The 26,235-nt window shown below is 72.5% G+C and carries 27 protein-coding genes and 1 pseudogene; 13 read left to right on the forward strand and 15 right to left on the reverse strand.

The window, feature by feature from the left end; all coding sequences use genetic code 11:
- Window positions 1–4 precede the first annotated feature (4 nt).
- The 3 genes from JL106_RS11115 to JL106_RS11125 are packed head-to-tail and all read right to left on the reverse strand — an operon-like array spanning window position 5 to window position 3,074.
- A complete protein-coding gene (locus tag JL106_RS11115; protein ID WP_205260795.1) occupies window positions 5–1,078 on the reverse strand; it encodes a maleylacetate reductase in 1,074 nt (357 codons plus the stop codon).
- Window positions 1,075–2,046: an intradiol ring-cleavage dioxygenase gene (locus JL106_RS11120; RefSeq protein WP_205260796.1), complete on the reverse strand. Its 972-nt coding sequence runs from the start codon at window positions 2,044–2,046 to the stop codon at window positions 1,075–1,077. The genes JL106_RS11115 and JL106_RS11120 overlap by 4 nt, the downstream gene beginning before the upstream one ends.
- Window positions 2,043–3,074: a LacI family DNA-binding transcriptional regulator gene (locus tag JL106_RS11125; RefSeq protein WP_205260797.1), complete on the reverse strand. Its 1,032-nt coding sequence runs from the start codon at window positions 3,072–3,074 to the stop codon at window positions 2,043–2,045. Before JL106_RS11125 ends, JL106_RS11120 begins: the two co-directional genes overlap by 4 nt.
- 281 nt (window positions 3,075–3,355) lie before the next feature.
- On the opposite strand from JL106_RS11125, the gene JL106_RS11130 reads away from it, so the two are divergent.
- Genes JL106_RS11130 through JL106_RS11145 form a run of 4 tightly spaced genes read left to right on the forward strand, consistent with a single transcriptional unit; the run spans window position 3,356 to window position 6,455 of the window.
- Window positions 3,356–3,742 (forward strand): nuclear transport factor 2 family protein, encoded by a 387-nt coding sequence (locus tag JL106_RS11130; RefSeq protein ID WP_205260798.1) that lies wholly within the window; start codon window positions 3,356–3,358, stop codon window positions 3,740–3,742.
- Window positions 3,743–3,799: 57 nt separating this feature from the next.
- Window positions 3,800–4,678, forward strand: a complete 879-nt coding sequence (locus JL106_RS11135; protein WP_205260799.1) for a sugar phosphate isomerase/epimerase family protein — start codon at window positions 3,800–3,802, stop codon at window positions 4,676–4,678.
- A 35-nt stretch (window positions 4,679–4,713) separates the two neighbouring features.
- A complete protein-coding gene (locus tag JL106_RS11140) occupies window positions 4,714–5,439 on the forward strand; it encodes an SDR family NAD(P)-dependent oxidoreductase (protein WP_205260800.1) in 726 nt (241 codons plus the stop codon).
- 8 nt (window positions 5,440–5,447) lie between these two features.
- Window positions 5,448–6,455, forward strand: coding sequence for an MDR/zinc-dependent alcohol dehydrogenase-like family protein (locus JL106_RS11145; protein ID WP_205260801.1), 1,008 nt, complete (start codon window positions 5,448–5,450; stop codon window positions 6,453–6,455).
- A gap of 18 nt (window positions 6,456–6,473) precedes the next feature.
- Here JL106_RS11145 and JL106_RS11150 read toward each other — a convergent pair whose 3' ends face one another.
- The 3 genes from JL106_RS11150 to JL106_RS11160 all read right to left on the reverse strand — a co-directional run bounded on the left by JL106_RS11150 (window position 6,474) and on the right by JL106_RS11160 (window position 8,902).
- Window positions 6,474–7,361, reverse strand: a complete 888-nt coding sequence (locus JL106_RS11150; protein WP_205260802.1) for a LysR substrate-binding domain-containing protein — start codon at window positions 7,359–7,361, stop codon at window positions 6,474–6,476.
- 267 nt (window positions 7,362–7,628) lie between these two features.
- The gene (locus tag JL106_RS11155) at window positions 7,629–8,498 is read right to left on the reverse strand and encodes a putative RNA methyltransferase (RefSeq protein ID WP_205260803.1); all 870 of its coding nucleotides are present in this window, start codon (window positions 8,496–8,498) and stop codon (window positions 7,629–7,631) included.
- Entirely contained in the window at window positions 8,495–8,902 is a 408-nt protein-coding gene (locus JL106_RS11160; RefSeq protein WP_407940148.1) for a MarR family winged helix-turn-helix transcriptional regulator, read from the reverse strand. Before JL106_RS11160 ends, JL106_RS11155 begins: the two co-directional genes overlap by 4 nt.
- A gap of 216 nt (window positions 8,903–9,118) precedes the next feature.
- On the opposite strand from JL106_RS11160, the gene JL106_RS11165 reads away from it, so the two are divergent.
- Window positions 9,119–10,999 carry an ABC transporter ATP-binding protein gene (locus JL106_RS11165; protein WP_205260805.1) on the forward strand — a complete coding sequence of 627 codons (1,881 nt, stop codon included), beginning with the start codon at window positions 9,119–9,121 and terminating at the stop codon, window positions 10,997–10,999.
- Between the two features lie 5 nt (window positions 11,000–11,004).
- On the opposite strand, the gene JL106_RS22040 is transcribed toward JL106_RS11165, so the two are convergent.
- The 8 genes from JL106_RS22040 to JL106_RS11205 all read right to left on the reverse strand — a co-directional run bounded on the left by JL106_RS22040 (window position 11,005) and on the right by JL106_RS11205 (window position 20,240).
- Window positions 11,005–12,312 carry an FGGY-family carbohydrate kinase gene (locus JL106_RS22040; protein ID WP_205260806.1) on the reverse strand — a complete coding sequence of 436 codons (1,308 nt, stop codon included), beginning with the start codon at window positions 12,310–12,312 and terminating at the stop codon, window positions 11,005–11,007.
- 170 nt (window positions 12,313–12,482) lie between these two features.
- Window positions 12,483–13,298 (reverse strand): ATP-binding cassette domain-containing protein, encoded by an 816-nt coding sequence (locus JL106_RS11175; protein ID WP_205260807.1) that lies wholly within the window; start codon window positions 13,296–13,298, stop codon window positions 12,483–12,485.
- On the reverse strand, window positions 13,295–14,329 hold the full coding sequence (locus tag JL106_RS11180) for an ABC transporter permease (protein ID WP_205260808.1): 1,035 nt from the start codon (window positions 14,327–14,329) through the stop codon (window positions 13,295–13,297). Before JL106_RS11180 ends, JL106_RS11175 begins: the two co-directional genes overlap by 4 nt.
- 61 nt (window positions 14,330–14,390) lie before the next feature.
- Entirely contained in the window at window positions 14,391–15,470 is a 1,080-nt protein-coding gene (locus JL106_RS11185; protein WP_205260809.1) for a substrate-binding domain-containing protein, read from the reverse strand.
- 148 nt (window positions 15,471–15,618) lie between these two features.
- On the reverse strand, window positions 15,619–16,641 hold the full coding sequence (locus JL106_RS11190) for a zinc-dependent alcohol dehydrogenase family protein (protein ID WP_205260810.1): 1,023 nt from the start codon (window positions 16,639–16,641) through the stop codon (window positions 15,619–15,621).
- Between the two features lie 28 nt (window positions 16,642–16,669).
- Window positions 16,670–17,800 carry a Gfo/Idh/MocA family protein gene (locus JL106_RS11195; protein ID WP_328842101.1) on the reverse strand — a complete coding sequence of 377 codons (1,131 nt, stop codon included), beginning with the start codon at window positions 17,798–17,800 and terminating at the stop codon, window positions 16,670–16,672.
- Window positions 17,801–17,854: 54 nt separating this feature from the next.
- A complete protein-coding gene (locus JL106_RS11200) occupies window positions 17,855–18,775 on the reverse strand; it encodes an ROK family protein (RefSeq protein WP_205260812.1) in 921 nt (306 codons plus the stop codon).
- A 25-nt stretch (window positions 18,776–18,800) separates the two neighbouring features.
- Window positions 18,801–20,240: an aminotransferase-like domain-containing protein gene (locus JL106_RS11205; RefSeq protein ID WP_205260813.1), complete on the reverse strand. Its 1,440-nt coding sequence runs from the start codon at window positions 20,238–20,240 to the stop codon at window positions 18,801–18,803.
- 163 nt (window positions 20,241–20,403) lie between these two features.
- Between JL106_RS11205 and JL106_RS11210 the strand changes: the two genes are divergently transcribed.
- The 8 genes and pseudogenes from JL106_RS11210 to JL106_RS11240 all read left to right on the forward strand — a co-directional run bounded on the left by JL106_RS11210 (window position 20,404) and on the right by JL106_RS11240 (window position 25,811).
- Window positions 20,404–21,285 (forward strand): NADP-dependent phosphogluconate dehydrogenase, encoded by an 882-nt coding sequence (locus JL106_RS11210; protein WP_205260814.1) that lies wholly within the window; start codon window positions 20,404–20,406, stop codon window positions 21,283–21,285.
- Window positions 21,282–21,836, forward strand: coding sequence for a 6-phospho-3-hexuloisomerase (hxlB, locus tag JL106_RS11215; RefSeq protein ID WP_205260815.1), 555 nt, complete (start codon window positions 21,282–21,284; stop codon window positions 21,834–21,836). The genes JL106_RS11210 and hxlB overlap by 4 nt, the downstream gene beginning before the upstream one ends.
- Window positions 21,836–22,633, forward strand: a complete 798-nt coding sequence (locus JL106_RS11220) for a phosphoenolpyruvate hydrolase family protein (protein ID WP_205260816.1) — start codon at window positions 21,836–21,838, stop codon at window positions 22,631–22,633. Before hxlB ends, JL106_RS11220 begins: the two co-directional genes overlap by 1 nt.
- Window positions 22,630–23,607, forward strand: a complete 978-nt coding sequence (locus JL106_RS11225) for a hypothetical protein (RefSeq protein WP_205260817.1) — start codon at window positions 22,630–22,632, stop codon at window positions 23,605–23,607. Before JL106_RS11220 ends, JL106_RS11225 begins: the two co-directional genes overlap by 4 nt.
- 71 nt (window positions 23,608–23,678) lie before the next feature.
- Window positions 23,679–23,831, forward strand: a pseudogene (locus tag JL106_RS22515) (DUF2255 family protein); the annotation flags it as partial.
- A 53-nt stretch (window positions 23,832–23,884) separates the two neighbouring features.
- Window positions 23,885–24,022, forward strand: a complete 138-nt coding sequence (locus tag JL106_RS20950) for a hypothetical protein (protein ID WP_236007473.1) — start codon at window positions 23,885–23,887, stop codon at window positions 24,020–24,022.
- 29 nt (window positions 24,023–24,051) lie between these two features.
- Entirely contained in the window at window positions 24,052–24,777 is a 726-nt protein-coding gene (locus tag JL106_RS11235) for a mycothiol-dependent nitroreductase Rv2466c family protein (protein WP_205260819.1), read from the forward strand.
- Window positions 24,778–24,848: 71 nt separating this feature from the next.
- Complete coding sequence (locus JL106_RS11240; RefSeq protein WP_205260820.1) at window positions 24,849–25,811, forward strand: carbohydrate kinase family protein; 963 nt, start codon at window positions 24,849–24,851, stop codon at window positions 25,809–25,811.
- 10 nt (window positions 25,812–25,821) lie between these two features.
- Here JL106_RS11240 and JL106_RS11245 read toward each other — a convergent pair whose 3' ends face one another.
- Window positions 25,822–26,169, reverse strand: a complete 348-nt coding sequence (locus tag JL106_RS11245; RefSeq protein ID WP_205260821.1) for a metallopeptidase family protein — start codon at window positions 26,167–26,169, stop codon at window positions 25,822–25,824.
- Window positions 26,170–26,235 lie beyond the last annotated feature (66 nt).

Consider the following 26,235-nt stretch of genomic DNA (forward strand, 5'->3'; position numbering starts at 1 on the left):
GCGGTCAGTGCGAGCCGTGGGGCGGCTCGCCGGCCCAGGCCGCGCGCACCAGCGCCTCGATGCCGGCAGGGGTGACCGGGCGCGGGTTGGCGTACGGCTGCTCGGTGGCCAGTTCGACGATCCGCGGGATGTCGGCCTCGGCCATGCCCAACTGCCGCAGTGAGGTCGGAGCACCGAGGTCCGCGGCCCGGTCCCACAGGGCCCGGGCCGGGTCGGGGACGCCGCCCAGGGCGCGGGACAGCGCGGCCACCGCGTCCGGGGCAGCGGGCTGGTTGTGGGCCAGCGCGTGCGGGAGCACCACGGTGTGGGTCTGCGCGTGCGGCAGGTCGAGGGTGCCGCCCAGGGTGTGACACAGCTTGTGGTGCAACGACATCGTGGTCCCGCCCAGGCAGGCGCCGCACAACCAGGCGCCGTACTGGGCGTCGGCCCGGGCGTCCAGGTCGGCGCCGTCGGCGACCACGCGGGGCAACGCGTCGGTCAGCGCCCGCACGCCCTCCTCGGCCATCAGCGAGATGATCGGCGAGGCGTCCGGCGCGTACAGGGCCTCCACGGCGTGGGCGATCGCGTTGATGCCGCTGGTCACCGACATCGCCGCGGGCAGGCTGACGGTCAGCTCCGGGTCGTAGATGACGCTGCGGGGCAGCACCCGTGGATCCCGGCCGGTGCGCTTGCGGCCGCCCTCGGTGAGTCCCCAGACCGGGGTCATCTCCGACCCGGCGTAGGTGGTGGGCACGGCGATGACCGGCAGCCCGAACTCGAGGGCGATGGCCTTGCCCAGCCCGACCGCGGACCCGCCGCCGACCGTGACACAACCGTCAGCGCCGAGTTCCTCGGCCCGGTCCCGGGCGCGGGCGGCGATCTCGATCGGGACGTGCATGGTGGCCTCGGCGAGCACGCCGGCGGCCCGGTCGCCCAGGGCCGCGGCCACCCGTTCGCCGGTGTGCTGCTGGTCGGGGGCGCAGATGACCAGCACCCGCTGCAGGCCGAGGTGCTCGACCTCGGCGGGCAGCCGGGTCAGCGCGCCGACGCCGAGCTGTACCCGCATCGGCAGGGCCTGGTAGGTGAAGGTGCGGGTCACGGGCGCTCCTCGAGGGCGATCTCGCCGTCGTGCTGGGCCTCGGGGGCCGACAGCGGCAGCAGGGCGACGTCGAAGTGCACGGTCCGGTACGGGTTCGGGAAGCCGAGTTCGGCGGCCCGCTCGGGGTCGTCGACCTCCGGGAAGTCGCGGACCAGGCTCTCCTTGACGCCGAACACGGCGTCGGAGTCGATGTACGGACTGTCGTCGACGAACAGGTGTGTGGTGACCGGGCGGTGCCCGGGGGCGGTCACGATGAAGTGCAGGTGGGCCGGCCGGAACGGGTGCCGCGCCGTCGCCTCCAGCAGCGAGCCGACGGGTCCGTCGGTGGGGATCGGGTAGTACCGCGGGACGATGGACCGGAACCAGAACCGGCCGTTGTCGTCCGCGGTGAACAGGCCGCGCAGGTTGCGTTCCGGCTGCAGCTCCGGTTGCTGGACGTCGTAGAAGCCGTCCTCGTTGGCCTGCCAGACGTCGATCGTGGCGCCGGGCAGCGGGTTCCCGTGCTGATCGGTGACCTGCCCGGTGACCAGACAGTGCTGACCCTTGCCGTCCAGCGCGATGTCCGCGCCGAGGTCCCGCTCGGGGGACTCGACCATGTGGAACGGGCCCAGCACGGTGGATTCGGTGCCACCGGCGGCGCGGTGGTTGATCGTCTCGACCAGCATGGAGATGCCGAGCACATCGGAGAGCAGGATGAACTCCTGGCGGACCTCGTTGCACATCTGCCCGGTGCGGGTCAGGAAGTCGATCGCGGTGGCCCACTCGGACTCGGTGAGCTGCACCTCCTTGACGAACTCGTGCAGGTGCCGGGTGAGCGCGGTCAGCAGCTCCCGCAGTCGCGGGTCCGGGGTGTCGGCCAGGCTGGCGGCCACCACCTCGGCGGAGCGCTCCTCGGTGAACAGCTCGCGCGCAGCGGTCGGGCCGGCGGACGATCGGTCCGTCGCCGTGTCGATCCTCGTCTCGGTCATCTCGGAACTCCTTGTCGCGGTGGGGCGGTCGACTCCCGGACGGTGAGGGACACCGGCAGCCGGACCGAGTGCGGGGGGCGCGCGCCGGGGTCGCTGAGCATGCCCAGCAGCATCCGGGCGGCCTCGGCGCCCATGGCCTGGTGGTCGACGTGGACGGTGGTCAGGGGTGGGGCCACGAGATCGGCGCCGTTCATGTCGCTGTACCCGACGATGCTGATGTCCTCCGGACACCGCAGTCCCCGCTGGCGCACGGCCCGGTAGCAGCCGTAGGCGACGATGTCGTTGAAGGCCAGGACCGCGGTGACTCCCGCGCCGCTGTCCAGCAGTCGACCGAGGGCCTCGGTGCCGGCGTCGGCGCTGATCGAGTCCATGGTCGTCACCAGGGCGGGATCGACCTCGATGCCCCGCTCGAACAACGCCTCGCGGTAGGCCCGCAGCCGGGCGGTGGCCGTGCTGATCTCCGGGGGGCCGGCCACGTGGGCGATGCGTCGGTGGCCCTGGGCGACCAGGTGTTCCACGGCCAGGTGCACACCCATCGAGTCGTCGCTCAACACGGTGGGCGCCAACGGGTCGGCCGGGGCGCGGACCACGAAGACGGTCGGGGCGACCGACGACCAGATCCTCGGGTCGGCTTGGTCGCCCGACGTTGCGGTGGCCACGATGAGGCCGTCCACCCGGCGCGCCTGCAGTGCGGCGATCCGGGCCAGTTCGCGGGACCAGTCGTTGTCGGTGTTCACGATGAGGGCGGTGTACCCGGCCGCCGAGGTCACGTCGTCGACTCCGCGCAGCAGCGGCGGGAACAACGGCACGGTCAGATCGCCGATGATGACGCCGACCGTGGAGGTGCGGTTGGTGACCAGGCTCCGGGCGGCCGGGTTGGGGCTGTAGTTCAGCTGCTCGGCGGCTCGGCGGACCTTGAGCACGGTGTCCGCGCTGACCTTGTTCCGAGTCGCCTCGTTCAGTGCCCGTGACGCGGTGGCCGGGTGCACTCCCGCGAGGGCCGCGACCTCGGACAGTCGAGCCGGCATCAGGCATCCTCCGTCCGCGCCGTCGATGGGCTGTTCGGTGGCGACCGTAGCCGCTCATACCGGCATGCACAACAAGCGCTTGCATCCGAATTGCAGGCGCCATGATTCGATGAGATCCTTCGACCTCGAAGGCACCTCCATCAGGGAGCGGTTGACAGGGGCGACGACCACAGGCCACGCTGTGCAAACGCTTGCGGCGGCGACCGAAGGACAACCGGCCAGTCCACCCCAGCGCCGGTCCGCAGATCACTGCGGACCCGTCGGCCCATGAGGAGTCCGGAGTGATCACGGCAGCGCAGGACGAAGCGGTCATCCGCGAGCTGGAGGACCGTCGTTACGACGCGATGGTGGCCGGGGACTTCGTCACCTTCCGCGAGTTGTGTCATCCCGACCTGCGGTACACGCACTCGACCGCGATCACCGACACCGTCGAGTCGTACCTGGAGAAGTGCACGACCGGGTTCTACGACTACCACTGGATCGAGCACCCGATCGCGGCGATCACCGTGGTGGGGGACACCGCGCTGGTGTTCGGCGACATGCGGGCTGACCTGACCGCCGGCGGGGTCCGCAAGCAGCTCGACAACGTGAGTCTGGCGGTCTGGGCCCGGCTCGACGGCGACTGGAAGCTGCTCGCCTACCAGCCCACGGTCAGACCCGCCGCCTGACATCCGTCTCATCGCCCTGTCGCTCGATCCACCACGCACCCGCCGAGGAGCTCCCCCGTGTCCGAGTACGACCTGATCTCCGCCTGCTGGACCACGGCCGGCGCCTGTGAGCCGATGGCCGCCGACGACCGCAGTCCCCTGGACGTCACCGATCGGGTCCGCGCCGCGGCGCGGGCCGGGTTCCGCGGCTTCGGCATCCGCCACGGCGACCTGATGCGGGTCGAGCAGACGCTCGGGTTCGCCGACTTCCGTCGGCTGCTGGACGACCATGGCATGCGGCACCTGGAGTTCGAGTTCCTCGAGGGCTGGTACGACACCGGGGAGGTCCGGCGGCTCAGCGATGTGCGTCGCGCCGACTTCCTGCGCGCGGCCGAGGCGCTCGGCGCCCGGCACATCAAGGTGGGTGGGCACCTGGCCGGCGGCACCGTCGACGTCGACCGCGTCGCGGAGGAGCTGCACCGCCTGGGTGCGGACGCCGCGGAGGTGGGCACCAAGGTCGGCATCGAGCCGATGCCGTTCGCCGACATCACCACGCCAGCGATGGGTCTGGAGATCGTGCAGCGGGCCGGGCACCCGGCGGCCGGGCTGTTCATCGACGTGTGGCACGTGGCCCGGGCCGGAGTCGACGTCGCCTCCCTGGCCGAGCTGCCGGGGGAACTGCTGTTCGGCATCGAGCTCGACGACGCCCGCGCGGAGGTGGAGGGCACGCTGCTCGAGGACACCTTCAACGGGCGGGAGTTCCCCGGCGAGGGCGTGCTCGACGTGCAGGGATTCGTCGACGCCATCCAGCGCACCGGCTACCAGGGACCCTGGGGCGTCGAGATGCTCTCCACCGCCTACCGCCGCCTGCCGCTGGAGGAGGCCGTCCAGCGCGCCTACGACACCGCCATCCGCTTCCTCGACCGGACCCCCGCCACAGACCGGGCGTCGGTCTGAGGCAGCACCTCTCACCAACGGAAGGATCTCGACCGATGAGGCTCGAGCACAAGATCGCCGTCGTCACCGGTGCCCACGGCGGGATCGGACTCGCCACGGCCGAACGCTTCGCGCGGGAGGGCGCGATCGTGTACGCCGGTGACATCGCGACCGAGAGCAGCGGGACCGACGCCGCCGGCATCCGGCGGCGGCACCTGGACGTGAGCGACCTGGCGTCCTGGACGGCGCTCGCGGAGGAGATCGCGGCGGACCACGGCGGGGCCGACATCCTGGTCAACAACGCCGGTCTCGTCGGGTCGTACGAATCGATCACCGAGATCGAGGTGGATCGCTGGCACTCCATCGTGAGCGTCAACCAGACCGGCGTGTTCTACGGGATGCGCAGCATGATCCCGCTGCTGCGGGCCCGCGGTGGCGGCTCGATCGTGAACGTCTCGTCCATCTGGGGGCTGGTCGGCGCCGCGGGTGTCTCCGCCTACCAGGCGTCCAAGGGCGCGGTGACGGTGATGACCAAGAACGCGGCCGTGACGTACGCGCCGGAGGGGATCCGGGTCAACTCGGTCCACCCCGGGTTGATCACCACTCCGATGACGGACGCGCAGGACCCGGCCATCTCCGCCGGACTCGTGGACACCACCCCGCTGGGCCGCGCCGGCCGGCCGGACGAGGTCGCCAACGCGATCCTGTTCCTGGCCAGCGACGAGGCCTCCTACGTCACCGGTGGACAGCTGGTCGTCGACGGCGGCTTCACCACCCCATGACCACGCCGATGACGACGCCCATGACCCCGTCGTCCGGGGCGCCGGCGCCGTGGGAGGTCGTCCCGGCCGGCGTCCGCCGTCCGCTCGGGACCGGCCGCCGGGCCCCCGGGGCGGGGACCGTCGTCGTGCGACCGGAGTTCGTGGACCTCGGCGGCGGCGAGCTGGACCGGCTCACCGGACCGGAGCCCGGCCATCCGCCGGCCGGTGCCGGTCACCCCTGGTCCGGCACCGTGCTCGCCGTCGGCGCCGCGGTGCACGACCTGACGGTCGGCCAGGTGGCGGTCGGACGCGGGGATCTGGGCTTCGGGATCGGCGGCACCCTCGCCGGCGAGCTCACCGTCGCCGCCGCGGACTGTGGTGGGGTGCCGGCCGGGATCACGGCCCGGCGGGCGGCCACGGTCCAGCCGCTGGCCGCCGCGCTGGGCGGGCTGCAGGCCGCCGGCGGAGCTGACGCCTCCCAGGTCGCGATCGTGCTCGGGTGCGGCACCGTCGGGCTGGCCATGGTCGGCCTGCTGGCCCGCACCGGCGCGACCGTGGTCGCGGTCGATGCCGACCGGCAGCGCCGGGCCGTCGCCGCCGGCCTCGGCGCCGAGTTCGTCGGCGACGCGACGGACGGGCCGGCCCTGCGGCAGGAGATCGACATCGCGCTGGGCACGGTGGGATCGGCGGGCGCCGACCTGGTCGTGGTCAGCGCGCCGCCGACCGCGACGTGGAGTGCCGCGCTCGACGTCTCGATCGACGTGGCGCTGACCGGCGCGCGCGTCCTGGTGCCGCACGGCGCCCCCGCCGAGTCGTTCGGCCGGCTCGGCGAGCGCCGGCTCGCCGTCACGACGTTCCCCCAGGCCCATGCCGAGGCCCGGGACCGGGCGCTGCGGCTGCTGACCCGGCTCCAGCTGGACCTGTCCACCGTCACCGGCGACGTCCTGTCCGTGGCCGAGTGCCAGGAGGCGCTGGCCGCGGCGCGCGGTCCACGCCGGCCCGGACGGGTCCCGGTCCGGTCACCGGGCCGCGACTGACCGCGGGACCCGGGCGGGTCACCGGCTGCCGAGGTGCTGTTCCACCGCCTCCACGGCCCGGAGCAGGTGTGGCTCGTCCCGGTCGGTGCGCCACGCCACGGCCAGATCGAGCCTGCGCGCGTCCTTGATCGGCCGGTAGGCCACCCCGGCCACGGTGAGCGCCATGACCGGGGCGGGCACGATCGCCACGCCGAGGCCACCGGCGACCAGGGTGACCAGGGTGGAGGTCTCGTCGACCTGGTGTCGGAACACCGGCTCGAATCCGGCATCGCGGCACCACCGGCGGACCTGGTCGTACATGACTGACTCCCGGCGACCGGAGTGGACGATGAACCGGGCGTCCCGGAGGTCGCCGATGCGCACCGACTGCCGGTCGGCCAGGGGATGATCCGCCGGGACGGCGAGGACCAGTTCGTCCGAGCGCAGCACCCGCAGCGTGATGGCCGGATCGTGCACGGGCGGGCGCAGCAGCGCCACGTCGATGTCCCCGGCCCGCAGCGCCGCCACCTGATCAGGCACCAGCATCTCGCCGCGGAAGGCGAACTCGATGCCGGGCAGCTCGTCGGACAGGTGCCGGGCCAGCGCGGGCAGCAGGCTGTAGGTGACCGAGCCGACGCAGCCCACCGCCAGCCGGCCGATGCTGCCGGCGGCCACCTGCCGGGCCTCGGCCACCGCGTCGTCGACGTCCTGCAGCAGCGTGCGCACCCGGGTCAGGAAGGCCGCTCCGGCGGGGGTCAGCTCGACCCGCCGGGTGGTGCGCAGCAGCAGCTGGACGCCGAGCTCGGCCTCCAGGGTCCGGATCTGCTGCGACAGCGGCGGCTGAGCGATGTGCAGCCGCGCCGCGGCCCGGCCGAAGTGTCGTTCCTCGGCCACGGCCACGAACGAACGCAGATGTCGGAGTTCCATGGGCACCGTCCTCCGTCCAGGACACCGACATCCAGAGGCGCAGCCTCTTGATCGGTGCGGATCTCGACGCTCGAGTGTATGGATATGGTTCTCGAGGGCCGCAGCCGTGTCGGACCGCGCCGCGGTCGCTCTACCCGCCCCGCCCTGGATGTGCGCAGCGCGTCGAACGAGTGATCCAGGTCCCGGGCCGCGCCGAAGGGCGACCTGGTCGTCGGGCTGCCCGAGAAGGTCTGAGAGCTTCCGGATCCCCGGTGCCACGGGCCACCGTCAGGCTCCGGCCGGGCGGTGCACCGTCACCTGCACCGACAGGGTCGCGGTGAGCGGCCTCGGCAGCGCGGCGATCCGGGCCGCACGAGTGTCCGGGTCGGTGTGGAACGCGCTCGGACCCATGCCGGTCAGATCGGCGGCCTCCGCGTCGGTCAACGAGAACTGCTGCCGCAGCTCGGGTCCGGCGTTGGAATCGAACCGGGCCAGCGCGGTGGCCAGCCGCTCCGTCTTGCGCTCGTCGACGCTCAGCATGCCCAACGGTCCGATCAGTTCGGCCAGGTGGTCTGCCGTCGGGGTGACGGTGACCAACACGCCGTCGGGGCGCAGCACCCGCTCGATCTCGGCCGGGTTCCGGGGGCCGAAGACGCTCAGCACCGCGGCGGCGCAGCCGTCGGCCAATGGCAGCGGCTGCCACACGTCGGCTCCGATCGCCGCCGCGCGGGGATGGGCCCGGGCCGCCCGCTGCAGCGCGGGCCGGGACAGGTCCAGGCACACGCCGTGCCGGTCGGGCAGTGCCTCGAGCACGACGGCCAGATAGCTCCCGGTGCCGCCGGCCAGGTCGACGATCAGCCCGCCGGAGCCCCCGGGCAGGGATTGCGCCGTGACCGCAGCCAGTCGGTCGGCGATCGGCCGGTAGTGCCCGGTGGCCAGGAACCGCTCGCGGGCGGCGACCATCTCAGCGGTGTCGGCCGTGCCCGGATCGGGGCGCCCGGAGCGCAGGGTCACGAACCCCTGCCGGGCCACGTCGAACCGGTGGGCCTGCGGGCAGACGAGCGAGCGGCCGCCGTCCGACCGCACCGTCCCTCCGCACACCGGGCACCGCAGTGCCGGCAGCACCGCGAGCAGCGCGGCGGGCAGCTCGGCCGTCATCGGTCGGTACGGGCCGGCTGCAGCAGCCGCAACAGCCGGGCCAGTTCGTGCCGGTCCCGTTCGTCCAGCACGGCGAAGAAGCGATCGGCCTCGGCCGACCGGGCCGCCCCGATCGCGGCCACCGCATCGTGGCCGGCCGCCGTCAGCGTCACCACGGTGGCCCGGCGGTCGTCGGGATCGGCGCGGCGGTCGACCAGGCCGCGCTCCTGCAACCCGTCGACCACCTCGGTGGCCGAGCGCGGGGCGATGTGCAGGTGGTCGGCCAGCGCACCGAGGCGCTGGTCGCCGTGCCGGGTGAGCACGCTCAGTGCTCGGACCTGGGACGGGGACACCTCCCAGGGGGCCAGCGCCAACTGGGTGGACCGGCGCAGCGTGCGGGCCACCGACCAGAAGGCCTCGCTCAGTGAGTCCGAGCCGCCGGGCTCGGGACCGCATCCTGGTCCGGTGGCGTCCGGGGCGCCGGTCGCGGACGGCGGTCGGGTGGAGGGCGCGGACACGGGGAACAACCTAGCAGGGTTCCCTGTTGTAGCCTCATGTTGAGGCAACCTCAGGAAGGTTGCCGTCGAGCACGGGTCGGCCGCGCGCATCCGCAGTGTCCGGCGCCCGTGGAGGAGGTACGCATGAGCCTGGCATCACTGCCACCCAGTTCCCGGCCGGACCGTGGGTCCGGCCGCGCCGGCAGCGAGATCCCGGTGGGTCTGGGCCCGGACACCCCGGCACGAGGCGGCCGCCGGGGTCGCTCGTCCCGCATCACGCCACAGGAGCGCGCCGAGGCCCGGTCGGTCTCGCTGCGCCGCATCGGCGCCCTGTTCGTCCCTCACCGCTGGCCGCTGGTCGTGGTCAGCCTGATGATCGCCGCCGCCGCCGTCGTGGGCATGGCCTCGCCGTTCCTGCTGCGCGCCGTCCTCGACACGGCCCTGCCGCAGCAGGACCTCGGGCTGCTGGTGTGGCTGGTCGCCGGCATGCTCGCCGTCGCCGTCATCACCGCCGTGCTCGGTGTGGTGCAGACCTGGATCAGCTCTCGGGTCGGGCAGCAGATCATGCACACGCTGCGCACCCAGGTCTTCACCCACCTGCAGCGCCAGTCGGTCGCGTTCTTCACCCGGACCCGCACCGGCGAGGTGCAGTCCCGCATCCAGAACGACATCGGCGGCATGCAGTCGGTGGTCACCTCGACCGCCACGTCCATCGCCGCCAACCTGACCACCGTGGTCGCCTCGCTGGTCGCGATGGTCGCCCTGTCCTGGCAGCTGTCGCTCATCTCGCTGATCGTGCTGCCACCGGCGTTCCTCCTGACCCGCACCGTGGCCCGGATGCGGCGGGAGATCACCGCCCGCCGGCAGGCCGAGCTGGCCGACCTCAACGTCACCATCGAGGAGGGCCTGTCGATCAGCGGCGTGCAGCTGAGCAAGACCCTCGGCACCGCCCGGTCGCTGATCGACCGGTTCACCGAGTCCTCCCACCGGCTGGTCGATCTCGAGCTCCGGTCGGAACTGGCCGGACGCTGGCGGATGGCCACCATGAGTGTGGTCTTCGCCGCGGTGCCGGCGGCCATCTACCTGTCGGCCGGGTTGCCCGCCACCGCCGGCAAGATCTCGATCGGCACCCTGGTCGCGTTCACCGCCCTGCAGGCCGCGCTGTTCCGCCCGATGCTCGGCCTGCTCAGCGTGGGCGTGCAGATCACCAGCTCGCTGGCGCTCTTCGCCCGCATCTTCGAGTACCTCGACCTGGACGTGGAGATCGCCGACCCGGTGCACCCGGTGCCGATGGATCCCGCCACGGTGCGCGGCGAGGTGCGGTTCGAGGACGTCACCTTCGTCTACCCGAACGCCGACAGTGCCGCCGTGGCCGGGGTCTCGATCACCGTGCCGGCCGGCAGCTCGCTGGCCCTGGTCGGCGAGACCGGTTCGGGCAAGACCACCCTCGCCTCGCTGGTGTCCCGGCTGGCCGACCCGACCGGGGGCCGGGTCACCATCGACGGGGTCGACCTGCGCGACCTGCGGCTGGAGGACCTGGCCGGCATCGTCGGCGTGGTCAACCAGCACACCTACCTGCTGCACACCTCGGTGCGCGAGAACCTGCGCTACGCCAAACCGGGTGCCACCGATGCCGAGATCGAGACGGCCGCGCGGGCCGCCCGCATCCACGACCTGATCGTGAGCCTGCCCGACGGGTACGACACCACGGTCGGCTCGCGGGGCCACCGGTTCTCCGGCGGCGAGCAGCAGCGCCTGGCCATCGCGCGCACGTTGCTGCGCAACCCGAAGGTGCTGGTGCTGGACGAGGCCACCAGTGCGCTGGACACCGAGACGGAGCGAGCCGTGCAGCAGGCGCTCGACACCCTGGCCGAGGGCCGCACCACGATCACCATCGCGCACCGCCTGTCGACCGTGCGGCACGCCGACCAGATCGCCGTGCTCGACCACGGCCGGGTCGTCGAACAGGGCACGCACGAGACGCTGCTGGAACGGGAGGGCCGGTACGCCGCCCTGGCGGCGTGACGCCGTCAGCCCACGCTGCTTCGGGTCAGTCGCGCCCGCGCGGCGAGCGCGCGCGTCCACAGCGGCCGCGGCTGCCGCACGGCGACGGGCGGGAGCCGTGTACCGGCGGCGGCCAGCGTCACGGCGTCGTCCACCAGTCCGTCGACGTCGATCCGTTCCGATCGGCGCAGCCAGGCCTGGCCGAGGCGGGCGGCGCCGTGCAGGGACGCCTCGGTCTGCGGGCTGATCGACACGTCCCGGCCGATGGTGTCGGCCAGCAGTTGTGCGGCGACGGGTGCGTGGTCGAGCACTCCACCGGCCGCCCACACCGACCCCCCGCGGTCGGGGTCGACCAGATCCAGCAGCGGACCGAACTGGGCGAGGAGGTCGATTGCCATGGCCGTCCCGACATCGTCCAGCGTGTGGTGCGGCCGCAGCGAGCCGACGGATCCGGCGGCTTCCCAGGGGTAGTCGGGGCTACGCCGGCCGAAGACGCTGGGATCGGTGACCAGGTCGGGCAGCCGGGGCGGACCCGCGGCGAACGACCAGTCCAGCGGTCGGCCGACGAACCGGGCCAGCCATTCCAGGGTGTTTCCGGCTGAGGTGACCGCCGCACCGCGGACCACCGTGCGGGCGTCGCACCGGTATGCCCACAGGCCGTGGACGGGCGGACGGTAGGTGGCGGTCTGCTCGACGCGACGGACACTCCCCGACGTGGCGACCGTGACCGCGACCGCGTCCGCGCCCACCACGCTCTGCCCGAGGTTGTGGCAGAGCCCGTCGCCCAGCGGCGGCAGCCAGCGGGCGGTGCGCAGCGCCGGCCAGCGGCGGGCCCGGGCGGGCGTCATGGTCACCGGAGCGGCGAACCGCGGGCCGAACTGTTCGGGGGCGACGCCCAGTCCGTCGAGCACCGGGCCGGCCCACGTCCGTGCGGCCTGGTCCCACAGACCGGAGCCCGCGGCGATGGCCTCGCTCCACCCGGTGTCGGCGCCGGTCAGCCGACCGAGGACCCAGCCGCCGAGGTCGGTCAGCCGGGCCGGGGCATCAGCGAGCGGACGGTCGTGCAGCGCCGCGATCGCGGCCGTGGGGGAGCTGGGGTGCAGCGGGACACCGGTGACGGTCGGGTCGTACCCGGGCACTCGGTCCAGCAGGCGGTGTCGCACCCGCTCGGGATGGGCCGCCTCCCAGGTGGTCACCGCGTCCAGCGGTGCGCCGCCGTTGTCGACGGGCAGCAGGCTCTGCCACAGCACGCTGCTGGCCACCACCTGCACGCCCTCGAGATCGCACGCGTCGAGCAGGGTCTCGACTGCGTGCAGGACGCCAAGGGCGTCCACCCGCCCTGGACCGTGCCGGTCATCCCGGCAGCGGACCGACATGATCGGGCCGACCTGGCGGCCGTCGGCGTCGAACCGGCCGACCCGACAACGGGTGGAGCCGAGGTCCAGCGCCAGGATCGGCGCGGACCTCGGCTCTCCGGGGGTCAGGCCAGCGGGCGGACCTGCGGTCACGCCTTCGACAGGCTGGCCGCGTCGGCCGACGGGGTGGTGTCGACCTGCATGGCGCCGGTCATGATCGCCACGGCCTCGTTCATGGTGTGGCTCTGCGGGGTGACGACCGCGGCCCGGCGGCCCAGCCGCTGGATGTGGATCCGATCGGCCAACTCGAACACGTGCGGCATGTTGTGGCTGATCAGGACGACCGGCAGGCCCCGGTCCCGGACCTGACGGATCAGGTCGAGGACCTTGCCCGACTCCCGGACGCCCAGCGCTGCGGTGGGCTCGTCCAGGATGACCACCCGGCTGGAGAAGGCCTCCGCTCGTGCCACCGCGACGGCCTGGCGCTGGCCGCCGGAGAGGGTCTCGACCGCTTGGCCCAGGTTCTGCACGGTGAGGATGCCCAGGTCACTGAGCGCCTTCTCGGCGTCCTTGCGCATGCCCTTGACGTCGAGCATGCGGAACACCGAGCCGAGCACGCCCGGCCGGCGTCGTTCTCGCCCCAGGAACAGGTTGCTGGCGATGTCCAGTGACGGAGCGACGGCCAGGGTCTGGTAGACGGTCTCGATGCCCTGCTCGCGGGAGGCCTTGGGGCCGGCGAAGGTGACCGGCTTGCCGTCGAGCAGCAGCTCGCCGCTGTCCGGGGCCACCGCGCCGGACAGGCACTTGATCAAGGTCGACTTGCCGGCGCCGTTGTCACCGATGATGGCCACGATCTCGCCGGGCAGGATGTCGAAGTCGACCCCGCGCAGTGCCTGCACCTGGCCGTAGCTCTTGGTGATGTTGCGGGCCTGCAGGATCGGGGTGGCGGTGCGGTCGACGGTCATCGAGATCCCTTCCTGATCCACTGGTCCAGCGCGACGGCGCCGACGATGAGCAGCCCGACGGCGAAGTCCTGCCAGAGCACCTGGACCCCGGCCAAGGCCAGGCCGTTGCGGAACACGCCGACGATGAGGGCGCCGACGAAGGTCCCCAGCACCCGGCCACGGCCGCCGAACAGGCTCGCCCCGCCGATGACCGCCGCGGTGATGCTGTCCAGGTTCAACGTGGACGCGGATTGCGGGCTGGCCGCACCGGTCCGGCCGATGAGCACCCAGGCGGCGATGCCGTACAGCACGCCCGCCACGATGTAGACGCTGATCAGCACGCGACCGGTGCGGATGCCGGTGAGCCCGGCAGCCTGCACGTCGTCGCCGACGGCGTGCACGTGCCGGCCCCACGAGGTGTACAGCAGGCAGTAGCTCACCACGGCGACCAGCACGACCAGCAGCACGGCACCGTACGAGACGTTCGTGCCGAAGAGGCTGAACGACTTGCCCATCGCCGTCATGATCGCCGGCATGTCGGTGCCACGGATGGTGGCTCCGCCGGACAGGTACAGACCCAGGGCGTAGAACACGCTGAGCGTGCCCAGGGTGGCGATGAACGGTGGCAGCCGGAACCGGACCACCAGGGCGCCGTTCAGCGCCCCGCACACCCCGCCGCACAGCAGGCCGACCAGGATGGCCAGCGGGCCGGGCAGGCCCAGGTCGGTCGCCGCCTTCGCCATCACGATGGCGGAGAAGACGGCGACCGCGCCGGCGGACAGGTCGATCCCGGCCGTGAGGATGATGATGGTCTGTCCAAGGCCAGCGATGCCGATCACCATGACTTGCTGGGTGATCAGCGACAGATTGCCGGCTGACAGGAAGTTGTCGGCCAGCAGGGAGAAGACCACCAAGGACAGCACCAGCACGACCAATGGCCCCAGGATGGGCTTGTCGTGCATCAGGATGCGCAGACGCACCAGCGCCGGTGGGCTCTGGCGGTGCTCGTCCTTGCCTGCCGGTGGTGCGGTGGCGACGGACTGCTCAGACATCTTCGTCCCTCTCGAACGGGGTCACTGCTGCTCGCTGCTGGTTCGGGGCGGCTGGGGCCGCTCAGCCCCAGCAGTTCTCCAGGCCCCAGGCGCTGTCCTCGGACTCGAGGCCCTCGACGGGGGTGTCGGTGATCAGGTTGACGCCGGTGTCCACGTCGGTCTCGGTGATGGCCTCGCCGGACTTCACGGCGTTGACGATGGCCTCCATGCCCTGGACGGCCATCTTCCCGGGGTACTGCATGGAGGTGGCGCCGAGCGTGCCCTCCGCGATCGCCTGCACGCCCGGGCATCCGCCGTCGACGGCGACCATGATGATGTCGTCCTGCTTGCCGGCGGCCTCGATGGCCTCGTACGCGCCGGCGGCCACCACCTCGTTGATGGCGTAGACGACGTTGATGTCCGGGTTCGTCTGCAGCGCGAGTTCCATCTGCGTGCGGCCCTCGTCGCGCTCGGACAGCGTCGGGTAATTGCCGACGATCCGCGGGTCGTCCTCGTCACCGTTCTTGGTCTCGTCGGCCAGGTCGATGCCGAAGCCGTCGAGGAATCCCTGGTTGCGGGCCACGTCCACCGAGGTGTTGGCGGCGTCCTGGTCCAACAGGGCGATGTGCGCGTCCTGGCCCTCCATCTGGGCCGCCGCCCACTTGCCGATCTCCTGCCCGGCGATGAAGTTGTCGGTCGCGTAGGTCGCTTCGACCGCGTCAGCCGGCTGCGTCGGGGTGTCCAACGCGATCACGATGATGCCGGCCGCGCGGGCCTTGTCGATCGTCGGGACGATGGCCGCTGAGTCCGCCGGAGTGATCAGGATGCCGTCGGCGCCCGCGGCGATGAGGTTCTCGACCGCGGTGACCTGGGAGTCGTTGTCGTTGTTGACCTTCCCGGAGAAGGTCTGCAGCTGCACGCCCAGCCTGTCGGCCTCGGCGAGCGCGTCCTCCTTCATCCGGACGTAGAACGGGTTGGTGTCGGTCTTGGTGACCAGGCCGATCAGGATGTCGCTGTCGGCGCTGCCACCGGTGGCGGAGGTGGACCCGCCGCCGGCCGACGAGTCGGAGCCGGAGGAACCGCAGGCGGTCAGGGTCAGCGCCATGACGGTGGCAGTGACGCCGATGGACCACGGGTTCCGGTGCAGGCGGTGGGATGCCATCTGATCTCCTTTGATCTGCAGCTGTCAGAGAAGGTGTGGGGATTTCGGGCAGGCCGGATCACCGCAGCGGTGGGCTGCGGTGATCCGGGTCGGGCTGGGTGGTTCGGCGACGGCGAAGTCGACGCCGAGGCGGGCGCCGCCGGCGGGATCAGCGCTGCGGTTCGACGACGGCCTTGAGGCAGCCGGGGGCCCGCAGCGAGGCGAGCGCCTGGTCGTACTGGTCCAGGCTGTATCGGTGCGTGATGATGCCGCTCGGGTCGACCTTGCCGGCGCGCAGGAACTGGATGGCGCGGGCGAAACCGTAGGCGTGGGCGAACGATCCCTTGATCTGGATCTCGCGCCGGAAGATCTCGTAGGGGTGGATCTCGATGGTGCTCGTCTCCGAGGCCATGCCGTAGATCATCAAAGTGCCGCCCGACTTGACGTGCGGGAGCACGTGCTGCAGCACCCCGATGGCGCCGCTGGCCTCGATCACCGCGTCGAAGCCGTGCGGGGCCAGGGTCCGCAGTTGGTCGGCCGAGGCGGTGAAGTCGTTGCGGTCCAGCAGGACCGTCTGGTTCACCCCGTGCGACGCGGCGACGTCCAGCTTGAACTGGGTGGGAGCGGCGATGGTGACCCGCGAAGCCCCGCCGTGCACGATCAACTGGGCCAGGATCTGGCTGGTCGGGCCGGCACCGATGATGAGCACGTCGGCGGCCGGCTGCAGGTCGAGCACGTCCAGGCCGTGCACGACGCAGGCGGTGGGCTCGATGAGCGCCGCGGCGTCCAGGTCGAGATCGCCGATCGGGTAGCACTTGGTGCCGCTGGCGATGGTGGTCTCGGCGAAGCCGCCGGGGGCCTGCACGCCGAGCGCCACACCGTTGAGGCAGAAGTTGAAGTCGCCCCGCTTGCAGTTCTCGCAGTGCATGCAGTGGATGGTGTTGTCGACCGCGACGCGGTCGCCGACGGCGAGGTCGACGACGTCGTCCGCCATCTCGACGACCTCCCCGACGATCTCGTGACCCGGGGTGAGGGGCCAGCGCGGCCCGAACTCACCGACGTGCAGGTGCGCGTCGGTGCCGCACACACCGACGACGAGGTTGCGCACGCGCACCTCACCGGCGGCGAGCGGACGCTCGGGCACCTCCTCGATCTTGTAGAGCTCGGGCTGGTGGTAGACGACAGCGCGCATGGGAGTCCTGTTGCTTCCGTGTGCAGGGTCAGGAGCGGGGCAGCGGCAGGGTGATCTCGGTGCCGGCCGCGATGGACTGCTCGATGGCCACCTGGACCTCGGTGACGGCCAGCGCGTGGTCGAGGCTCACCTCGGGCTCGGTCTTGCCCATGAGGTTGTCCGCGAACGCGTGCGCCATCCATGCCGGGAAGCCGTGGAAGCGGCCGTCGGCGGTGGGGAAGTACGTGCGCGGCCACGCGTATCCGGCCGGGCCGCTGATCGCGACGCTCTGGTTGGTCTGGTCGATGAGCACCGAACCGGTGGTGCCACGGACCTCGAAGCGGAACGGGAAGGGCGAGGGCAGGTTGTCCGGCAGCGCCCAGGTCGAGTCCAGCACGGCGGTGGTCCCGTCGTCGAAGGTCAGGATGGCCTGCACACCGTCGTAGGTGTCGATGCCCTGGGCGATCAGCACCTTCTTGGAACCCTTGGCGTACACGGACACGACCGGACGGCCGGCGAACATCATGGCCAGGTCGACGGTGTGCGACATGAAGAACCAGGTCGGCGACGTCTTCTCGGCCCAGGAGAGCATCTGCGTGGGCACCCGGGTGGTGCTGGACAGGAAGGCCGACTGCGAGATGACCTCGCCGATCTGCCCGGCCGCGACGGCCGCCTTGGCCTCCAGGAAGGCCGGGTTCCAGCGGTTCTCGAACGCGGCGACAACCATGGAGCCGCTCTCGCGGGCGGCGTCGGCGATGGCATGGGCGGCCTCGAGCGTGGTGGCCAACGGCTTCTCGACCAGCAGGTGGATGCCACGCCGCGCTGCCTCGACCGCCGGCTGCTCGTGCGCGAAGTCGGGCGTCGCGACGATCACGGCGTCCAGCGGACCCGACTCGTAGAGCTCGGTGGCGCTGGCGAAGGTCGGGGATCCGAACTCGTCGGCGAACCGCTGGGCCACGGCGTCGTTCGGCTCCGCCGCGCCGGCGATCTCCACGTCGCCGACCTGGAGCAATGCGTTGGCGAACATGCTTCCTCGGAGCCCGGCTCCGACAATCCCAACTCGCACGGTCTCTCTTCCTTGAGTGTGGTGCCCCGGCAGCTCTCGCAGTCCTCGACTGCTCGTCGAGGGACCGGTGGCTCGCCCTGTGATCGAGGACTCTCCTCGCACATTGGCCCCCACGATAGATCCAAATCCGAGGAATTGGTCTGTTCCCGCCGCACCGACGGGTGCCGATCACCCGGCGAGCAGGAGCGCGTCCGCAGCGTGACGGGCGGCGCCCAGCAGTCCAGCGGCGTCACCCAGCCGGGACAACTCGAACCGGGTGCGGGCCGCCCAGCGCAGCCCGGTCAACGACTCGTGGTACCGCCGGGCGACCAGACCCCGGCGCGCCATGATCCCGCCGCCCAGCACGACCACGTCGGGGGCGAGCACGGCGCACAGGTCGTCGATGCCGCTGCGGAACCGCTCGCTCGCCTCGTCCAGCACGGCACCGGCAGCCAGGTCCCCGGCTTCGATCAGCGTGATCAGCTCGGCAAGCGGGTCCGGGGGCTCCGGTCCGAGCAGCTGCATCGCCCGCAGCCGCAGCGCATCGCCCCCGGCGTACCGCTCCCAGCAGCCGCGCCGGCCGCATCCGCAGGGGACGCCGCCGGGTTCGACCACCATGTGCCCGATCTCGCCGGCGTCCCCGGTGCCCTGACGCAGCCGCCCGTCCACGATGAGCGCACCACCGATCCCGGTGCCCACGGTGACGGCCAGCACCGTCCCGGCGCCGCCGTCCGGTCCCGCGGCGGCCTCGGCCAGGCCGGCCGCCCGTGCGTCGTTGAGGACCTCCGTCGGCCGGCCGGTGGCCGCGGTGATCAGATCCCGCAGCGGCACGTCGTGCAGTCCGAGGTTGGCCGACCAGGTGATGGTCCCGTCGGTGACGGTGCCCGCGATGGCGATTCCGATCGCCCGCGGGCCGAGCTCGGCGGCCGACGTCGCCACGGCCGCGACGATCGCCGCCAGGCGGGCGTGTGGGGCGACCGGCAGCGGCACGCTGATCGGCGCGATCTCGGCGCCGGACGGGTCGACGAGGCCGATCCGCAGGTTGGTCGCGCCGACGTCCACGCCCAACACGGCGCCGGACGGGGTCGCAGTGGGCACAGCAGTGGGCACAGCAGTGGTGATCGGAGCAAGGTGCTCAGAGGGAGAGGGTGGCATCGAACCGTTCCAGGGAGAGGTCGGGGGTGCGGTGGTAGTCGGCCCAGGCGGCGGCGAGACGCTCGATGCCCCGGGTGAACTCGACGGCCGGCAGGCCGAACGCCAGCCGGATGTGTTCGTCGCTGTTGCCGCCGCCGACGGACAGCGCCTCGCCCGGGACGACGGCGACACCGTGCCGACGGGCGATCTCGCTGAATGGTCCGGAGGCACCGGCCGGCAGTCGCAGCCAGAGGGTGACGCCGGCCTGCGGGGTCACCCAGGAGAACCCGGGCAGGTGCCGGCGCAGCACGCTCTCGGCGGCGGCCAACCGGGCCTGCAGTTCCAGCGCGCGGGCGTCCCTGACCTCGGCCAGTCGTCGGAGCAGCCAGACCGAGAGCACCTGCGACAGCAGCGGTGTCCCGAGGTCGGCGCGGACCTTCTGCCGGGCCAGGCGGGCGATGATCCGTTCCGGTCCGCGGATCCAGCCGACGCGCAGCCCACCCCAGAACAGCTTGCTCATCGAGCCGATGGTGACCACGTTCGCGGCGCCGTCGGTGCGGGCGGCCAGGAACGGTGGCGGCTCGGTCAGGGCCAGGTGCCGGGAGCTGCTGTCCTCCACCACCAGGCCGTCGAAGTTCCGCACCGACGAGCCCAGGTGCAGGATGTCGGTGTCCTGGGCCATCAGACCTTCGGGGCCACCGGTGGTCATCAGGTACGTCATCGCGGCCCGGGTCCGCGACATCACCTCGAACACCGGGTGGGCTCCCGCGGCCGGCAGCGACGGCGTGGTCCGGATGGACACGGAGGTCGAGTGCAGCAGGTCCAGCACGCCCGGGGAGGTCGGGTCCTCGACCACTGCGGTGTCCCCGGTACGCAGCGACTGGCCCAGGACCAACGAGAGCGCCTGCTGCGTCCCGGTGGTGACCAGGATCTGCTCCGGCTTGGTGGGCAGGCCCTCTTCGCTGAACATGTCGGCGATCGCCGAGCGGAGTTCCGGCAGGCCCAGCGGTGAGTACCCGGAACGGTTCAGGACGTCGTCCAGCAGGTCGCCGGACAGCGCGGCGACGCCTGTGCGGACCACCTCCGCGGTGGGCAACCGCGCGGTGGCCAGGTCGACGAGCTGGGTGTGGGTGTCCAACGCGGCGCCCGAGAGCGACTGGGAGGTGTCCTCCGTCCGCACGCCGTTCGGGACGGCGCCGGCCACCCAGGTGCCGGAGCCGCGGCGGCTGACCAGCGCTCCGTCGGCGCGGAGCAGGTCGTAGGCGCCGACCACGGTGCTGCGGCCGACCGCGAGCGCCTTCGCGAGTTGGCGTTCCGGAGGCAGCATCGTGCCCGGCGGGAGATCACCCCGCGCGATGGCCATCGCGATGGCGCGGGACAGGCGTTGGTACAGCGGGCCCGGATGTGTCGACCATCCGCTGACCGCCTCGATGAGGTTCAACGTGGCTCCTCGGCTGGGACCAATTCGAGCAGATTGGCTCTGTGGCGGCCCTCCAATTCGCCCCATGATGACGGTGTGCCGGTGTGCACCACAAGCCGCACAACCGGTTCGGGCGCCGATGCGGGACCGGGAAGTGGACTCGAAGGGGAGTTGAGGAACAGCGATGCAGATCGGGTTGATCGGTCTCGGCAAGATGGGTGGCGGCATGGTGCGCCGCCTGCAGGAGGCCGGGCATCGCGTGTTCGGTGTCGATCTGGGCGCCGACGCCCGGCGGGCCGCGGAGGAGCACGGCGCGACGACGTTCGAGGACGTCGGGTCGATGATCGCCGCGCTGCCGGCGCCGCGCGTGGTGTGGATCATGCTGCCGGCCGGTCGGATCACCCGCGAGGCCATCGCCGGGCTGGCCGGGCAGCTGACCGAGGGTGATCTGGTCGTCGACGGCGGCAACAGCGACTTCCGGGACGCGCCGGGTCACGCCCAGACCCTGGGAGCGGCCGGGGTCGGATTCGCCGACGTGGGAGTCAGCGGCGGACAGTGGGGCTGGCAGGCCGGGTACGGGATGATGGTCGGTGCCTCGGACGAGCACTTCGAGCTGCTGGAGCCGGCGCTGCAGGCGCTCGCGGCACCGGACGGGTACTCCCTGGTCGGTGGCGTGGGGGCCGGGCATCTGGTCAAGGCGATCCACAACGGGGTGCAGTACGGCGTGCTGCAGGCCTACGCGGAAGGATTCGCGCTGCTGAGCGCCCACGAGGAGGTCGACCGGCTCGCCGCGATGAGCGCGTGGCAGGGCGGCAGCTCCATCCGGGGTTGGTTGCTGGGGCAGATGGTCACCGCGTTGCGCGAGAGCCCGGACCTGGACGGCGCCCTCACTGCCGTGGCGGACTCGGGCATGGGCCGCTGGACGGCCGAGGAGGCGATCCGGCTCGCGGTCCCGACGCCGGTGCTCGCCGCCGCCCTGCACGCCCGGTTCGCCAGTCGCAGCGACGGCGCCGCCAACAAGCTGCTCACCGCGTCCCGCGCACAGATCGGCGGGCAGAAGTCGTGACCGGCGTCGTGGGCGCCGATCTCAGCGGGTTCGTCACCGAGACCGTCACGGAACTGCACCGGCTGGCCGACGCGGTCGACTACGCCGCGCTGGCCCGGCTGGAGGACGCCGTCGTCCAGGCTCCCCGCGTCTTCCTCACCGGGGCCGGCCGATCCGGCCTGATGGCCCGGGCCGTGGCCATGAGGCTCATGCACATCGGCCTGCGCGCCTACGCCGCCGGGGAGATCGCGACACCGGCGATCGAGCGGGGCGACCTGCTCCTCGCCTTCACCGGGCGTGGCAGCCGGTCGATCGGACTGCAGGTCGACACCGCCCGCGCGGTCGGGGCGTCCGTCGCCCTGCTCACCACCGCGGCCGACACCGACCTCAGCCGGCAGGCCGACATCGTGGTCACCGTGCCGGCGCGGACCTTGGTCACGACCGTCCAGCACGCCGGGTCGCTGTTCGAGCAGGGCTGCCTGGTGGTGGGCGACGCGCTGTGCCGGGCGGTGCAGCAGCGTCTCGCCGTGGCGACGGCCGAACTGGACCGCCGGCACGCCAATCTGACCTGATGCAGCCGCCCGTCCTCCTCGCCGCCACCGGAGACCGCGACGTCGCGGCCGCCCTGACCGCCACCGGCCGGATCGACCGCATCGTCGCCTACCACTCCAGCTTCTACCGGCAGCGCGGGCTGCCGTCGGTGGCCGGCCTGCTCCCTTGGGGCAACGCCAACGAGCAGACCCTCGCCATGCTGCCCGGAGTGCTCGACGGCGCGGGCGTCACGCCGGTGCTGGCCACCGTGTGCGCCAACGACGCGATCGTGCCGCCGGCCGCGATGCTCGGGCAGCTGGCGGACGCCGGCGTCCGTGGCGTGGTCAACGCCCCGACCGTGGGGCTGCTCACCGGTCCGGTGCGGGAGGCGCTGGAGGCCGAGCAGCTCGGGATGTCCTGCGAGATCGAGCTGATCGCCTCGGCCCGGGGGATGGGCCTGGAGGGCTGGGCCTACGTCTTCGACCCGGACTGGGCCGCCGCGGCCCTGGGAGCCGGAGCCACCGGGCTGATCCTGCACCTCGGGATCACCGGACACCCGGGACCGACGGGCCGGCCGCCGGCCGAGGTGGTCGCCGCGGTCGCGGCGGTGGTGGCCGCGCACCTCGGCGAGGCCCCCCTGCTGGTGCACGGTGGGGATCTCGGCAGCCCGACCGCGGCCGCCGATCTGCTCGCCGCCATCGACCCCACCGCCCGCTGGGTCGTGCGCGGATTCTTCGGGGCCTCCGCCTTCGAGCGGCACGCCGGGTCGGGGCTGGCCGCGGTCGTCGCCGACTGGTCCCGCTGCTTCACCCACCCGATCGATCAGGAGCACGCATGACGGCCACCACTGCCACCGTTGTCACCACCGAGGAGGTCGCCGCCTGGACGGGGCCGCCGCTGTACCTGTTCATCGGCATCAGCACGGCGGGATCGTCCGTGCACCGGGCGTTCCCGGTCTGGGCCCCGGTGTTCGCGCCGGGCGCCTGCCTGCGCGGTGTCGACCTGCCCGAGGATGCCGACCCGGAGCAGTTCCGGCGGCTGCTGGTCGCCATGCGGGACAACCCGGCCGTGCACGGTGCGGTCGTCACCAGCCACAAGCTGCGTCTCCACCGCGCCGCGCACGATCTGCTGGACGCCGCCGACACGCTGGTGCACCTGACCCACGAGATCAACTCGCTCGACACCCGCGACGGTGTCCGCGCCTTCGCCCGGGACGCCGAGTCGTTGGACGTGGTGCTGCGGGTGCCCGGTGTGCTGCATGGCGGTGCGCCACTGGTCTGCATCGGCGCGGGCGGCTCGGCCATCGCCCTGCTGCTGGCCACCCGGCTCGACGTCCCGGCCACCATCACCGCGGGCGCGCCGGTCCCGGCGGCGGCGGCCCGGCCGCTCACCATCCTCGGTCGCCGGCAGGCGTCCCTGGACGAGATCGCCGGCGTCGCGCAGCGGTGCGGGATCGACCAGGAGGGGCCCGACCTGGTCCTGGCCACCGACAGCGTCTCGTACCGCGCGCGTCTCACCGATCTCCCGGCCGGTTCGGTGGTCATCAACGCCACCGGACTGGGCAAGACGGCGCCCGGGTCGCCACTGGCGGGTCCGGAGGCCTTCCCGCCCGGCATCGTCGCCTGGGATTTCAACTACCGCGGGCCGCTGACCTTCCTGGAGCAGGCCAGGGCAGCGGGGGTCCCGACCGAGGACGGCTGGGACTACTTCCTGGCCGGCTGGAGTTGCGCGCTGGCGGCCATCACCGGGACCGAGCTGACCGACGAGCGGTTCGCCGACCTGGTCGCACGGTCGAGCAGCCTGCGGCCCTGAGCGGACGCGACCGGCCACTGGGGGGAATGATCACCGGCGACACGATCGTCGTCGGGCCGAGGAGCAGGCCCATGACTTCCCGGACACCGGAGCAGCTGTCGCGCATCGAGGCCGCGGAGGAGGTGCAGGTCTCGTCGCACCGGCCGGACGGCGGCCTGCGCCCGCCGGTCACCATCTGGGTGGTCGGGGTCGGGGACGAGGTCTTCGTCCGCTCCGCCCACGGCGCGACCAACGGCTGGTTCCGCCAGGCCCGCGCCGCCGGGACCGGGCGGACCAGGTGCACGAGGCGATCGACCGGGCCTTCGCGATCAAGTACCACCGGCAGGGGGGTACCACCCGGCACGGGCGGCTGGTCGACACGGTCGTCGGCCCCGATGAGGTCGGCGTCACCCTGCGGCTGGACCCGGCGTCGTGATCGCCCGCAGGACGGCGGATGATGCCGACATGTCACGCGCCGACATCGACTTCTGGTTCGACCCCGTCTGCCCGTTCGCCTGGATGACCAGCAAGTGGGTTCGCCTGGTCAGCGCCCAGCGCGAGTACGCGGTGGAGTGGCGCTTCATCTCGTTGCGCCTGCTGAACGCGAACATCGACTACGAAAGCCACTTCCCGGACGGGTACGAGGCCGGGCACACCGCCGGCCTCCGGCTGCTGCGGGTGGCCGCCCGCATCCGCGCCGACCACGGACCGGAGTCGGTCGGCCCGTTCTACGCCGCGATCGGCGCCCGCATCCACGACACCGCCCCCGACCCGGACCAGACCGACCGCGGGTTCCGCGGCACCCGCGCGTTCGTCGAGCCGGTGCTCGCCGAGCTCGGCCTGCCGGCGGAGCTGGCCGACGCGCTCGAGGACGACTCGCTGGACGTCATCATCCAGGCTGAGACCGACGAGGCCCTGTCGCTCACCGGCAAGGACGTCGGCACGCCGATCATCCAGTTCGGACCGCCGGACGGCACGGCGTTCTTCGGCCCGGTGATCAGCCGGCTGCCCAGCGAGGACGAGGCGCTGCAGCTGTGGGACCACGTGGTCGGCCTGGCCGGGTTCGGCGGCTTCGCCGAACTCAAGCGCAGCCTGCGGGAGCAGCCGCAGCTGGCCTCGTTCGGGGTCACCACGGACGAGGTGGGCGTGCAGGAGGACTGGCACGGCGGCAGCCGGCGGCTCAAGAAGTGAGCTCCTGCGGGTGGTGACGGCCGCGGATACGCTGCGGCGGCCGTCTCCCCACCGCTTGCTCAGGAGGTGCCGTGCCCACCATCGCCGTGATCGGTGAGGTCGTCGCGGACGCCGTGCTGCCGCCCGACGGACTGGCCGGCGGTTCGGCCACGCTCACCGTCCACCCCGGCGGCGGCCCGGCCAACACCGCGGTCACCCTGGCCCGGCTGGGCACCACCGCCCGGTTCGCCGGCCGGCTGTCCGGCGGGGCGCTGGGTTCGCTGTGCCGGGCCAAGCTGGAGGAGTCCGGCGTCGACCTGTCGGCCTCCGAGACGGCGACCGAACCGGCCACCCTGGCCATCGCCCGGCTCGACGCCGGCGGCGCGGCGAGCTACGAGTTCTACACCGACGGCACCGCCGACTGGGCCTGGACGAACGAGTCCCTGGCGCCGGTGCTGGACGGCCCGTTCCCGTCCGGTGAGCTCCCGGTGGCGGTGCACACCGGCTCGCTGGCCCTGGCCCTGCCCCCGTCCGGCGGGGTGATCGAGGCGCTGCTCGGCCGGGCGCGGACGTCGCGGCCGGCGCCGACGGTGTCGATCGATCCCAACCTGCGACCGCTGCTGGTCCCGGTCGACGCCTACCGGGCGGTGATCGACCGCTGGGCCGCGCTGGCCGACATCGTCCGGCTGTCCGGTGACGACCTGGAGCTGCTCTGGCCCGGCTGGACCCCGGAACGGGCGGCCGCCCATCTGCACCGGCAGGGGGTGCCGCTGGCCGTGGTCAGCCTGGGCGGCGACGGCGCCTTCGCCTCGCTGCGCGGTGAGCGGGTGACGGTGCCGACCGCGCCGACCCAGCTGGTCGACACCGTCGGGGCGGGGGACTCGTTCCACGGTGGGCTGCTGCACGCCCTGGCCCGGCAGGGTCGGTTGGGGGCGGGGTTCGCCGACCTCGACGCCGACGGTCTCACCGCGGCCCTGCAGTTCGCCTCCCGGGTCGCGGCGATCACCTGTTCCCGACCGGGCGCCGATCCGCCGTGGGCCGCCGAGCTGGCGTGACCGGGCGGGATCAGCCCCAGCCGAGCTCGTGCAGGCGCTCGTCGTCGATGCCGAAGTGGTGCGCGATCTCGTGGATCACCGTGGTGGCCACCTGCTCCCGGGCTGCTTCGGCGTCCCGGGACACGGCCAGGATCGGGTCCCGGTAGATGGTGATGGTGTCCGGCAGGGCGCCCGAGTAGTTCGACGTCCGCTCGGTCAGCGCCACCCCGTGGTACAGCCCGAACAGGTGCTCGGTCGGGTGCCGGCGTTCCACCAGCACCACCACGTTGTCCATCACCCGGGTGAACTGTTCGGGAACCAGGTCGAGGGCCTCGGCGACCAGTTGGTCGAAGTCGCCGGCCGACATCTGCACGGGCATGCCGACCATGATGCCGCGCGGTGAGCGCACTCCGGCGGCGCGGTGGTGTGCAGGCCCGGGACCTGC

The sequence above is a fragment of the Nakamurella leprariae genome, assembly GCF_016918035.1.
Taxonomy (GTDB): Bacteria; Actinomycetota; Actinomycetes; order Mycobacteriales; family Nakamurellaceae; genus Nakamurella; species Nakamurella leprariae.